12 protein-coding genes are annotated in these 12,701 nt (G+C 36.0%); 3 read left to right on the forward strand and 9 right to left on the reverse strand.

The genetic code is table 11. The annotated features are described in order from the left end of the window. Nucleotides 1–75: 75 nt before the first annotated feature. From scpC to MNO09_RS21940, 4 genes are all read right to left on the reverse strand, one after another. Nucleotides 76–1,590, reverse strand: a complete 1,515-nt coding sequence (scpC, locus tag MNO09_RS21925; protein WP_000429793.1) for a succinyl-CoA:acetate CoA-transferase ScpC — start codon at nucleotides 1,588–1,590, stop codon at nucleotides 76–78. A 127-nt stretch (nucleotides 1,591–1,717) separates the two neighbouring features. Then, a complete protein-coding gene (locus tag MNO09_RS21930; protein ID WP_000389706.1) occupies nucleotides 1,718–2,362 on the reverse strand; it encodes a LytTR family DNA-binding domain-containing protein in 645 nt (214 codons plus the stop codon). Nucleotides 2,363–2,443: 81 nt separating this feature from the next. Further along, nucleotides 2,444–3,049 (reverse strand): pentapeptide repeat-containing protein, encoded by a 606-nt coding sequence (locus MNO09_RS21935; RefSeq protein ID WP_070168671.1) that lies wholly within the window; start codon nucleotides 3,047–3,049, stop codon nucleotides 2,444–2,446. A gap of 55 nt (nucleotides 3,050–3,104) precedes the next feature. Then, nucleotides 3,105–4,028, reverse strand: a complete 924-nt coding sequence (locus tag MNO09_RS21940) for an alpha/beta hydrolase (protein ID WP_001102603.1) — start codon at nucleotides 4,026–4,028, stop codon at nucleotides 3,105–3,107. 204 nt (nucleotides 4,029–4,232) lie between these two features. On the opposite strand from MNO09_RS21940, the gene MNO09_RS21945 reads away from it, so the two are divergent. After that, nucleotides 4,233–4,994 (forward strand): DODA-type extradiol aromatic ring-opening family dioxygenase, encoded by a 762-nt coding sequence (locus tag MNO09_RS21945; RefSeq protein ID WP_088107031.1) that lies wholly within the window; start codon nucleotides 4,233–4,235, stop codon nucleotides 4,992–4,994. Between the two features lie 53 nt (nucleotides 4,995–5,047). Here MNO09_RS21945 and MNO09_RS21950 read toward each other — a convergent pair whose 3' ends face one another. The 3 genes from MNO09_RS21950 to MNO09_RS21960 all read right to left on the reverse strand — a co-directional run bounded on the left by MNO09_RS21950 (nucleotide 5,048) and on the right by MNO09_RS21960 (nucleotide 8,016). Further along, nucleotides 5,048–6,262, reverse strand: a complete 1,215-nt coding sequence (locus tag MNO09_RS21950) for a multidrug efflux MFS transporter (protein WP_000179291.1) — start codon at nucleotides 6,260–6,262, stop codon at nucleotides 5,048–5,050. Nucleotides 6,263–6,429: 167 nt separating this feature from the next. Continuing rightward, the gene (locus tag MNO09_RS21955) at nucleotides 6,430–7,281 is read right to left on the reverse strand and encodes a GNAT family N-acetyltransferase (RefSeq protein ID WP_000390874.1); all 852 of its coding nucleotides are present in this window, start codon (nucleotides 7,279–7,281) and stop codon (nucleotides 6,430–6,432) included. Between the two features lie 18 nt (nucleotides 7,282–7,299). After that, the gene (locus MNO09_RS21960; protein WP_000236058.1) at nucleotides 7,300–8,016 is read right to left on the reverse strand and encodes a DUF554 domain-containing protein; all 717 of its coding nucleotides are present in this window, start codon (nucleotides 8,014–8,016) and stop codon (nucleotides 7,300–7,302) included. 216 nt (nucleotides 8,017–8,232) lie between these two features. Between MNO09_RS21960 and MNO09_RS21965 the strand changes: the two genes are divergently transcribed. Together MNO09_RS21965 and MNO09_RS21970 are read left to right on the forward strand one after the other, a co-directional pair. Beyond that, nucleotides 8,233–9,336: a CapA family protein gene (locus tag MNO09_RS21965; RefSeq protein WP_000854491.1), complete on the forward strand. Its 1,104-nt coding sequence runs from the start codon at nucleotides 8,233–8,235 to the stop codon at nucleotides 9,334–9,336. A gap of 52 nt (nucleotides 9,337–9,388) precedes the next feature. Then, entirely contained in the window at nucleotides 9,389–9,616 is a 228-nt protein-coding gene (locus MNO09_RS21970; RefSeq protein WP_033657814.1) for a hypothetical protein, read from the forward strand. 80 nt (nucleotides 9,617–9,696) lie between these two features. Here MNO09_RS21970 and ilvA read toward each other — a convergent pair whose 3' ends face one another. Both ilvA and ilvD read right to left on the reverse strand, forming a co-directional pair. Continuing rightward, nucleotides 9,697–10,959 carry a threonine ammonia-lyase IlvA gene (gene ilvA / locus MNO09_RS21975; RefSeq protein ID WP_000250345.1) on the reverse strand — a complete coding sequence of 421 codons (1,263 nt, stop codon included), beginning with the start codon at nucleotides 10,957–10,959 and terminating at the stop codon, nucleotides 9,697–9,699. A gap of 31 nt (nucleotides 10,960–10,990) precedes the next feature. Then, entirely contained in the window at nucleotides 10,991–12,664 is a 1,674-nt protein-coding gene (gene ilvD / locus MNO09_RS21980) for a dihydroxy-acid dehydratase (protein WP_001255825.1), read from the reverse strand. Between the last annotated feature and the right edge of the window lie 37 nt (nucleotides 12,665–12,701).

Consider the following 12,701-nt stretch of genomic DNA (forward strand, 5'->3'; position numbering starts at 1 on the left):
CGCCATTCCTGAAAATTGACGTTCTTTTTCTTTTAACCTTTATGGCATATTATTTTAAGAATCACTCTTACATTTCTATACAGTTTCTACTACCGCTTCAAGCATTGTTCCATTTTTAGCATAATTCGTATGCCAAGAAAAAGCTTTTTCTAAAACATGAGGAGTTTGTCCACCTCTTGTTTGTGCTTCTTCAAAATAAGCTCTTAGCTGGTCACGATACATTGGATGTACGCAATTCTCAATAATTAGTTCCACTCTTTCCCTTGGCGCTAGTCCTCTTAAGTCCGCATACCCTTGTTCAGTGACGATAACATCTACATCGTGTTCCGTATGGTCTACATGCGAAACGAAAGGAACGATACTTGAAATGTTGCCGCCTTTTGCAATCGATTTAGTAACAAAGATAGCTAAACGCGCATTTCTTGCAAAATCGCCAGAACCACCAATACCATTCATCATTTTTGTACCTAAAACATGAGTAGAATTAACATTTCCGTATATATCTAATTCTAAAGCAGTATTAATCGAGATTAATCCAAGGCGACGAATGATTTCAGGATGATTAGAAATCTCTTGCGGGCGCATCATTAATTTGTCACGATATTTTTCAAAGTTAGAAAATACTTGTTGCATTTTCTCTTCAGAAAGCGTGATGGAGCAGCAGGAAGCAAAATTAACTTTCCCAGCATCCATTAGATCAAAGACCGCATCCTGTAAAACTTCAGAATACACTTCTAAATCTTCAAACTCCGAATCTAGCATGCCATGCAATACTGCATTAGCAACTGAACCAATTCCCGATTGTAACGGTGCTAAACGATTTGTTAATCGGCCTACTTTAACCTCTTCTCGAAGGAACTCTATTAAATGCTGTGCCATAATGACAGTTTCTTCATCTGGAGGAACAATTGTCGATGGCGAATCCAGTTGATTCGTAAACACAATTCCCTTCACTTTTTCAGCATCAATCGGAATACCGATTGTTCCAATTCGATCATCCGTTTTTACGAGCGGAATTGGGAGTCTTTCCCCTTGTTTACCTGGTTCATATAAATCATGTAGCCCCTCTAGTTGCGTAGATTGAGCTATATTCATTTCAATAATAATGGACTTAGCATTTAAGGAGAATGCTAAGGAATTTCCAATTGAAGTGGTTGGAATAATCATGCCATCTTCAGTAATCGCAACCGCTTCCAAAATAGCGACATCTATATCCATAACGTCAGCACGGAGTAACTCTGCTGTATGAGATAAGTGCTGATCCACAAATAAAAAGTCTCCGTTATTAATTCCTTTTCGCATAGTCGCATCAGCTTGGAAGGGCAATCTTTTCCCTAAAATTCCTGCCTCAGCAAATAATTTATCTACATCCGAACCTAAGGAAGCCCCTGTATAAACATTCACTTTAAAAGATTTATCATTCTTCACTCGGTTTACAAGTGCAAATGGGACTGCTTTTACATCCCCAGCGCGTGTAAATCCACTTAAACCTAAAGTCATTCCACTTTCAATCCATGAAGCTGCTTCTTCAGGTGTAACTACTCGATCTTTTAAACGTTGATCCCTAATTCTATCTAAATTATTCTCCATATGTAATCCCTCTCTTAATGAATATTCATAATCATTTTACACATTAACAGTATCAAAATAGGGATTTTCTTACACAATGCCGAAAATTCAGATAAAACAGCGAATCTAGGTTCTAAAGCAGAAACATTTAGAATCCTAGAAGCTTACGAAAATAGCTAGCATATGATTGACTCACTGGTACCCTCTCTCCGTTATCCATAGAAAGTAAAAAAGTAGAATGCGTATCAGGGTAAATCGCTTTAATATGATTAACATTTACAATAAAAGAACGGTGACATCTAATAAAAGAATCTTTCGGCAGCAAGTATTCGAATTCTTGTAGCGAGTACTTATGTGTTCCTGTTAACTCTTCTGAATTCACATACGTCTTTTTATCTTTAGCTTCTAAATACATGACCTTTGAGAAAGGAACTGGAACCCAGCCGTCTGTTGTTTTTAAAGTAACGACCGACTTACCATCCGTTAAAGCGGGATAAATTGCCGTCACGCAACCTTCAATCTTGCCATTATTTGAAAAAGGTACGGCCATTCCATGATAAGGAATACCGAAAACATCTCGGTTAATAAACTCAGAGGCTTTTTGCTTCGTTATCATTGCTTTATGAGCAATCGTCCCTTCCTTAATAGGATCTCCGGTGCTAATCTTTAAATCAATTCGTTTGCTTGGTCGATAGTAAGTATATTCTTTCGTATTTGAAACGGCGATTGATATTTCATCTGAAAATAATTCCCCAACAACATCTAGTAGTATACCTAATGTTTTATCTTCCATATTATTAACACCTCATTTACTATTATACTACTATTATGATTTATAAAACCGTTCAGCAATTTGAACGGTTTTACAGATTATTTAGTTCACCTTAGCCCCATAACATCTTGCTACTGCAACTGCCTGCGCTATATCTAATTTCACATTTTTTAAATCAAAACTTGTAAAATCAATTCTATCAACTACCGCCCCTTTTAAATCTGCACCACTAAATTTCGCCTTACCTAATTGTGCACCTGTTAAATCTGCTTCACGCAAATCTGCTTTTTCTAAATTACATTCATATAGGTCAGCTTCAATTAAACGTATACCCTTTAACATTTGTTTACTTAAGTTCGCGAACCTTAAATTCGTATATGACCAATCGCCCGATATTATAGTTATTCCATCTAAATTCGCTTCTTCAAAATCAGAGCCAGTCATTTTACATTCTTCAAACTTCGATACGAATAAATTCACACCAACAAACTTACAATTCGCAAATGTAGTTCCTTGATGGATAGAAGCGTTAAATAGAGCACCGGTAAAATCACATTCTATAAAATTACAATTTTCAGTAGAAACTTCCGATGCATCTATCCCTCTAAAACGGCATTTTATGAAAGTACAATTTTTCAATTCCTCTTCTTTAATCAAAACATCTTGAAAATCTATTTCTATATACTCTTTATTTACAAATTCACTCATAACTATTCCTCCGTCTCCTTAAAGAAACCTCACTTGAAAAAAGTGAGGTTTCTTCTCATACAATATGTCCATCTAACCAAGAAATCAAATCTTGAAATACTTCATCTCGATTTACTTCATGGAACATTTCATGTCTTCCATTTTCATATAGACGCAATGTTACATCTTTCACGCCACATTTTTTATAATTTTCATATACTTCTTTTACACCTTTCCCCATATCCCCAACAGGATCACGATTTCCTGAAAAAATATGTATTGGAAGGTTTTTCGGTGTTTTCTTAAACTCTTCTAGTTTATTTACTTCTAATACCCCAGAAAATAATTCACGATAAAAACTTGTTGTACAAATAAATCCACATAAAGGATCCGCAATATATTTATCAACTTGATTATTATCTGAAGATAACCAATCAAATTTCGTACGATTTGGTTTAAAGTGCGAATTGAAATTTCCGAAAGATAAAAAGTTTAGCATCGGACTTTTCGTTTTTGCCCCGCGTAGTTTCATCTCGATTGTCGCTACTTTATGACCAATGACTCCTAAGAATCCCGGGTTCCCACCAGTTCCTGAAATAAGGAATCCATCATATAATCCACCTTTAAGTTGTACAGCACGTCTTGATAAAAAAGAACCCATACTATGTCCAAGTAAAAACAACGGGCATGTCTGCTCTTTTCTTATCGTTTCTGATACAAAAATAACATCAGACACAGCCTCATTCCAACCTACATTTGGTTCAAAATGACCATAATCTTCTTCTCTTTTCACTGTTTTCCCATGACCTTTATGATCATGCGCATAAACACCATACCCTGCTTCTAATAAAGCAGCAATAAAGTCTGTATAAACACCTGCATGTTCTGTCATACCATGTGCAATTTGAATAATCCCTCGCGGATCTCTTTCTGGTAGCCACTTACGTAAATAAATTTCCGATCCATCCAATGCCGTAACGAAACTTTCCTGTACGTTCATTTCGTCAGCCCCCAACTCTATTATGTATATCAAAAAATGAATATCCATTCATTATTCTTATTATGTATTATATGCAATTGCTTTCATTATGACAAATACTGCACTTTTCCAATTAGCTCTATAACTATTATGTTGACGAATTTAAAATAAAATTATATAGTAACTTACATAAAGTAATTATTATATTTTTGGGAGGTTTCTATTATGATGCCATCATTATTTTTAGCACACGGATCACCGATGCTTGCTATTCAAGATACAGAATATACAAGTTTTTTAAAAACACTTGGAGAAACATATAAACCGAAAGCAATTGTTATTTTTACTGCTCACTGGGAAAGTGAAGTATTAACGATTTCCTCATCAGATAACGAATATGAAACAATTTATGATTTTGGAGGTTTTCCTCCTGAGTTATATGAAATTAAATATCGTGCGAAAGGCTCTTCTAACATTGCATCTATGTTAGAAACAAAATTTAAAAACAAAGGTATTCCAGTCCATCATAATATGACGAGAGGTTTAGATCATGGCTCATGGACACTCTTGCACCGCATGTATCCAGAAGCAAATATTCCTGTCGTCCAAATATCAGTCAATCCATTCCTTCCTGCAAAAGAACAATTTGAAATTGGAGAAGCACTAAAAGGACTTGGACAAGAAGATATTTTAGTAATCGGGAGCGGTGTTACCGTTCATAACTTACGAGCTTTAAAATGGAATCAAACAACACCCGAACAATGGGCAATTGAGTTTGATGATTGGATTATTAAACATATGCAGACTACTGATAAAGATGCATTATTTAATTGGGAGAAAAATGCCCCTCATGCACAACTAGCAGTACCAAGAGCAGAGCATTTTGTTCCTTTATTTATCGCTATGGGAAGTGGCGATAATAACAGTGAAGTCATTCACCGTAGTTACGAGCTTGGTACATTAAGCTATCTTTGTCTCCAATTTTAAAGAAAAGGATGAAGCAATCGTTGCTTCATCCTTTTTCTTTTTCATTCACTTAGTTAACTAACTTCCAAATGTCGTTTCTCTGATACCTCTTCGTTCTTATTGTGAAAATAAACCCAAATGCACGCAATAAATAATAGTGATGAAGTAGAAAAGAAAACATATTGGAAGCCCGCATGTGCTGCAATTTGTCCACCAAGTACTGGTCCAATCATATTTCCTAAAAACTGAAACGATTGATTATACCCAAATATTCTTCCCGTTACATGGGTTGGTGTATGTTGTTTTAGTAGAGTTTGTACGGAAGGTAATAGTCCTGCTTGTGCAATACCTAATAAAAAGCGAAGAATTAATAGTTGCCAAGCTGAGGTTACAAATGCTTGCGGAATAAAAATAATTCCTGCAGCAAACAACGCTACAACTAACGTTTTTTGAGGACCGATATGATCTGATAATCTACCTAACTTAGGAGCTGCCATAATAATCGCTAAACCTGTCGCAGACATGACTGCGCCTGCAATCATTTCAATATGAGCTGTTCCTGGGCCTTCTAAATTCTTTACATACAATGTAATAATAGGTTGAATTGACATGTTCGCAAGTTGAATAATAAATGTTGTTACAAATAAACTAATAATTAAATGCTTTGCTGGAACCATCGTCCATACTTTTTTCTGTTGTACTTTTTTTGCTTGAGCGGAGTGATTCTCTTCATGTAGGAAGAAAAAAACGATGAGAAAAGAAAGGAATAAAAAAGCTCCTGTAACAAGAAAAACATGGCGCATTCCAATTAACTCAGACAAATAACCACCAAGTAATGGGCCAAGTAAAGAACCGCTCACGCCACCTGTTGAAATTGTGGAGATTGCCCAACCTGAATGTTCTTTCGGAGTTTCTGCTGCAATAAATGTCATCGCCGTTGAAAGGAAACCAGATACTGCTCCCATCAAAAACCTTAGTGCGACTAGTTGATACACATCCGTTACAAACCCCATAAGCGTCATAATGATCGCCATACCAAGGCTCGCACGAATCAGCATCAATTTCCGTCCATGTATATCACCAAGCTTTCCCCATATTGGTGATACGATCGCACCCATTAAAAATGTTATACCAAATGCAAGTCCCGACCACTGTGCAATACTAGAAGTGCCAGTTACTCCTAATTCCTCAATATAAAAAGATAAAAAAGGAATTACTAAACTCATACCGGCTGCAGTGGTAAAACAACCTAGCCAACAAATCATTAAATTTCGTTTCCAGCTGGCCATTTTCACACCTTCTTTCTTTAGATACCCATTCTACACCCTTTCTTGTAAAAAGTTTAGTAATTTGCTTTATTTGTAAGATTTACTACAAAACCCGCTATTTTCTAGTAAAAATCACTACATCTTTACATTATTTTCATAAAAAAACCAACTCCCCTATATGGAGTTGGTTACTTATTCTCTAACGGTATTAAACGCGCATCACAATTTCGCTCATAAAACTCAATCGGACCTGCTTGTCCAATAATTACGTATTCATATCCTTCTTGCTTCATACTATGTAAACAACGATGTAACAATTGCTTCCCTACACCTTTCACTCGATTTTGTTTTGCTGTGCCCATTGGACCAAACAATCCCTTCTTTCCTCTCACTACATCATAACAAGCGAAGCCTACTATCGCTTCTTCTTGTTCTGCTATATAAATAGGTAAATTATCTTTATATGTACGAAATCCATACGCTATCGAATGCAGCCAACGTTCACCAAATTCCGCCTCAACAAAACTTGCTAATTTTTCGAAATCAGAAGAGCTAGCCTTTCTAACAGTACAAGTTAAATCATTATAAGTAGGAACAAAACATTTTAGATCAACCGCTAAATCTCTTGGCTCAGCTATAATATGTAATATATCTCTTTGTATTTGTGCATTTTCAATAAACGTATTTACACGAAATAGTGCATACATAACATGCCCTTCATTCATTATTACTTGCTGAAAACGTTCCATACGTTTCTTCGCTATTTGTAAAATTTCTAGCACCTTATAAGATACCTTATATTGTCCTATTTTTTTATACTCTTGATCCGTTAAATCGTATTGTTTTCGTAATGAAAGTTTTTCTAAAAAATCCGTACCCACGTTACGAAACAAATACATATACAACTCGTTGCAAACTCCAGTACCTTCTTTACACATGCCTATAAGCAGATGAGCTGGTTGAATGATATTACTTTCTGCCTCTTCTGCTGCAATCTTCAATATGTTATGAACACGTTTTGTGAATTGAAATTCCTCCATATGTATCTCCACCCCCTATTACTTTACTATTAAACCGTAACCGTAAATAAGTGAGACAATTATTCCAACTACCAATATACCTGGCAGTAAATTTGCCACCTTAATTTTAATAATACCAAGTAAGTTCAATCCAATAGCAGCTATCATAATACCACCTGTAGCTGTCATTTCCACTATAAATTGATTCATTAATTCTTTCGGGACCAAACTATTAATTTGTGTTGCAAAAACCGCAATACCTCCTTCGTATAAAATAACTGGAATCGCCGAAAATACTACGCCAATTCCTAAAGTTGTCGTTAATATAATAGAAATAAACCCATCGATAATCGCCTTTGTAAATAAAATATCATGATTGCCGCGAATCCCGCTGTCGAGTGCACCAAGTATCCCCATCGCACCAATTGCAAAAATTAAAGTAGCTGTTACAAAACCTTCTGATATGCTCCCTTTCCCTTTCAATCCAACTTTATTTTCTAGCCCATCTCCTAACAGTTTTAACTTTCCCTCTAATTGTAGCCATTCCCCGATGACGGTACCAATAACTAAACTTAATATGACAACAAGAAAATTTTCACTTTTCAATGCCATTTGAAGTCCAAGCACAGTAACCGCTAAACCGATTGCATGCATAATTGTTCCCTTCATACTTTCTGGAATCCTACTAAATAATTTACCTAGTAAAGTACCAAATATAATACAAACCCCATTTACAACTGCTCCTAATATAACCATTTCTCATTCTTCACCCTTCGAATTCTTTATTTCTATATTTTGGTTTATACATTGATTTACAGGTTATCTATATGTTAACTTAATATTGAGAATATTAACAAATGTTTTTCACTACATAAACCGCAATTTTTTGTAGTTATACATAAAGTGAAACTTTAACTAGCGCGAGTTTTACTGCCCATAAATTGCGGTATAAACTCAAAAGGGACGGTATTTATGAAAACTTTACTAAAACGATTTCTGTTAATAGCCTTTTGCATTACACCAATTGTTTTATTAATCAACTACTCTTTTATTTCAAAAGCGAAAGACAAATCCGATTTACAAAACAAATCTAGTAAAACCGCTTCAACAAGTGAAAAGAAAATAGAAGATCAGGAAATTACACTCACCTTCTCTGGTGATACTATGTTCGATTGGCAATTACGTCCTGTAATCGAAAAAAACGGGGCTGATTATCCATTCCAACATGTAAAAGAAGAAATAACAAAAGCTGATATTTCTTTCGTTAATTTAGAGTCAGCATTTACAACGAGAGAAAAAAAAGCACCTGGGCAACTATTTTGGATTAAAAGTGATCCATCCACACTACAAGCTATAAAAAACACTGGATATGACATCGTAAATATCGGGAATAACCATACACTTGATTATGGGCAAGATGGATTATTAGACACGATTTCTCACGTAGAAAAATTAAAGTTCCCATACATTGGAGCCGGAAAGAATGAAAAGGATGCCTATACCGCACGAGAAATTACTGTAAAAGGGAAAAAGTTCAAATTTCTTTCCTTCGTTCGATTTATGCCTGATACGAATTGGGTAGCTCGTGACAATAAACCTGGCGTTGCGAACGGATATGATTTAAATCTTGTAACAAAAACAATTAAAGAGCAAAAGAAAGATGCAGACTATTTAATCGTCTATATGCATTGGGGCGTTGAAAAATCCAATCGTCCGGTAGAATACCAAAAACAATATGTACCTAAAATGGTTGAAGCAGGAGCTGACGCGATTGTCGGAAGTCACCCACATTGGCTACAAGGATTTGAGTATTATAATAAAGTTCCTATCGCTTACTCATTAGGAAACTTTTTATTCCCAAGTTATGTGAGCGGGAAAAGCGCCGAAACTGGCGTATTAACTTTAACTTTTAAAGGAAAGGATGTCCAAATGTCATTCAATCCTTACATCATTCGCAACAACCAAGTTTCCCCTGTAAATGAGGAAGAAAAGAAAAAAGCTCTACAATATTTACAAACGATTTCAACTGACGTAGAAATTGATGAAGCAGGGAAAATAAAAAATAAACGCAACTAGACAGCGCAAGATAAATTTCTCTGTAACATACATTAGAGGATAGGTGATGAATATGCTAAAAGACTTATTAGAAAATATAAACCTCTTAGAAAACATCTATAAAATGTCTATAGCAATCCTACTTTTATGTTCCTTTTATTCTGTGAGACTATTTAAAAAAATAAAGCGAGAGCGAAATCTTACTCCCTTTGAATTTACAATGTATGTAATTATTCGCATTGCGATATTTTTTTGGTTAGCTAGCTTTATTCTTCTTGAATTTAATGAGTATCTAGTTTAACTTTAAAAAAGATAGAACAAGCATTATATTTCCCCGCTTGTATCTATCTTTTTTATTTGGGTGCTAACTCTTTCCTTCTATTAAATAAGTAAATCAAACAAAACAGGATTTTTATTAAGCTCCATAAATTGAATATTATTTTCTTTAAAACGAGTAATTAATTGCTCATAATCCTCTTTATGTTTTAACTCTACTCCGACTAGTGCTGGGCCATTTTCTTTATTATGCTTCTTAATATACTCAAAGCGCGTAATATCATCTTCTGGCCCTAACCCTTTATCAAGAAATTCTCTTAGCGCACCTGAACGCTGCGGGAATTCAATGATAAAATAATGCTTTAACCCTTCGTAAATGAGCGAACGTTCTTTCATTTCTTGCATTCTATCAATATCATTATTTCCACCACTTAGCGTACATACAACTGTTTTACCTTTTATTTCATCTCTATATAAATCAAGCGCTGCAATAGATAGTGCACCAGCCGGTTCAGCTACAATTGCATTTTTCTTATACAGTTCTAAAATCGTCGTACAAACCTTTCCTTCTGGTACTAAAACAATATCATCAATTACATCTTTACAAGTTTCAAATGTTAACTTCCCTACCTTTTTAACAGCTGCCCCATCAACAAAACTATCTATTTTCTCCAATGCGACATTTTCATTTTGAAGAAAAGCCTCTTTCATAGATGCAGCTCCCATTGGCTCTACACCAATGATCTTTGTAGCAGGACTAACACCTTTAACATATGTACCAACACCTGATGCTAATCCACCACCGCCGATTGCTGTAAAGATATAATCAACTGGTTTCTCCATATCATGCATAATTTCAACTGCCACTGTTCCTTGACCAGCAATAACATACGGATCATCGAACGGATGAACAAACGTCATTCTATTATCCTCACAATAGCGCTGCGCTTCTTGGAAAGAGCTATCAAATGTATCACCAACTAATACAATTTCTGCAAAATCACCACCGAAAAATTGTACTTGCGATACTTTTTGTTTAGGCGTCGTTGTTGGCATGAAGATTTTTGACGGAATCTTCAATAAATTGCACGTATAAGCAACTCCTTGTGCATGATTACCTGCACTTGCACAAACAACACCGTTTTGTAATTGTTCTTTCGATAAACTTTGAATTAAATTGTACGCACCACGGATTTTGAAAGAGCGAATTAATTGTAAGTCTTCTCTTTTTACATAAACGTCACAATCATATTTCTCAGATAAAACTGTATCACGTTGTAACGGTGTTTTAATAACGATATCTTTCATGCAATTATGAGCCATTAAGATATCTTCAATTTTCACTCTCTCCTTTACCTTCTGCACCATTTCATATCATCCTTATCTCTTTTAAATTGGCTCAATCAAAATTCGGGATTTTTAGAACTGCACCTGTATTCGCCGATGTTACCATCTGTGCATAACGTCCAAGCCAGCCAGTTTTCACTTTCGGTTCTGGTCGTTTCCATTCTTTTTTACGCTTATCTAATTCTTCATCACTAACTCTTACTTCTAACAATCTTTCCTCAACATCGATACAAACGATATCCCCTTGGTTGAGAAGTGCAATCGTTCCGCCCGCAGCTGCTTCTGGCGAAATATGCCCTACCGAAATACCACGTGAAGCTCCAGAAAAACGACCATCCGTTAATAGCGCAACATCTGCACCTAATCCCATACCAGCAATCGCTGATGTTGGTGCTAACATTTCCGGCATACCAGGGCCGCCTCTTGGTCCTTCATAGCGAATAACAACTACATCGCCTTTCTTAACCTTTCCAAGCATAATGCCCGCAAGCGCCTCATCTTGTGAATTAAAAATAACGCAAGGTCCTTCAAATCGTTTTACTTCTGTTGCCCCACTTTTAATAACTGCCCCATCTTTCGCAAGGTTTCCTTTTAATATACGTAATCCCCCTTCTTCACTATGAGGGTTTTCGAGAGAATGAATAACTTCCTTATCTTTAATCTCTGCATGAGCAATGTTTTCTCTTAACGTCTGCCCAGTAGCCGTTATTCGGTCTAGATGAAGTACCCCTTCTTTTCGGCTCATCTCTTTCAAAATTGCACTAATCCCGCCCGCTCGATCAATATCTTCCATATGCCAATTGGAAGCAGGGCTTACTTTACATAAATGTGGTACACGTCTTGAAACGGCATCAATGCGGTTCATATCGTAATCTAATCCAGCCTCTTGCGCGAGCGCCAATGTGTGCAACACTGTATTTGTTGAACCGCCCATCGCCATATCAAGTGCGAACGCATCATCAATTGCTTCTTCCGTTACAATGTCTCGCGGTTTAATATCTCTTTCAATTAAAATCTTTAATTTCTCTGCTGCTTGTTTAATTAATTCTTCGCGTCTTGGATCGATGGCTAAAATACTTCCGTTACCCGGAAGAGCTAAACCTAATACTTCACATAAACAGTTCATAGAGTTCGCTGTAAACATACCGGAACAAGAACCACAAGATGGACAGCCATGATCTTCAATATCCTTTAATTCTTCTTCTGAAATTTTACCAGATTGATAAGCTCCTACTCCTTCAAAAACAGAACTTAAATCGACAACTTCTCCTTTAGATGTTTTTCCAGCCGCCATCGGACCACCTGAAACGAATACAGTTGGAATGTTAATACGAAGTGCAGCCATCATCATACCGGGTGTGATTTTGTCACAGTTTGGAATACAAATCATACCATCAAACCAATGTGCATTTACAACCGTTTCTACTGAATCTGCTATGATTTCACGACTCGGAAGCGAATAACGCATACCGATATGCCCCATCGCAATACCGTCATCTACTCCAATTGTATTAAATTCAAATGGAACCATACCTGCTGCACGCACTGCTTCTTTAACAAGTTTCCCAAACTCATTTAAGTGCTTATGACCTGGAATAATTTCAATAAAAGAATTACAGATAGCTATAAACGGTTTATCAAAATCTTCATCTTTCAAACCAGTTGCTTTTAATAAACTACGGTGCGGCGCTTTATCAAAACCTTTTTTAATCATGTCACTTCTCATCTTGTCAAATCCCCTCTTACGTATTTTTCACTTATAA

It is taken from the genome of Bacillus sp. N5-665 (genome assembly GCF_022637375.2).
Lineage (GTDB): Bacteria > Bacillota > Bacilli > Bacillales > Bacillaceae_G > Bacillus_A > Bacillus_A wiedmannii.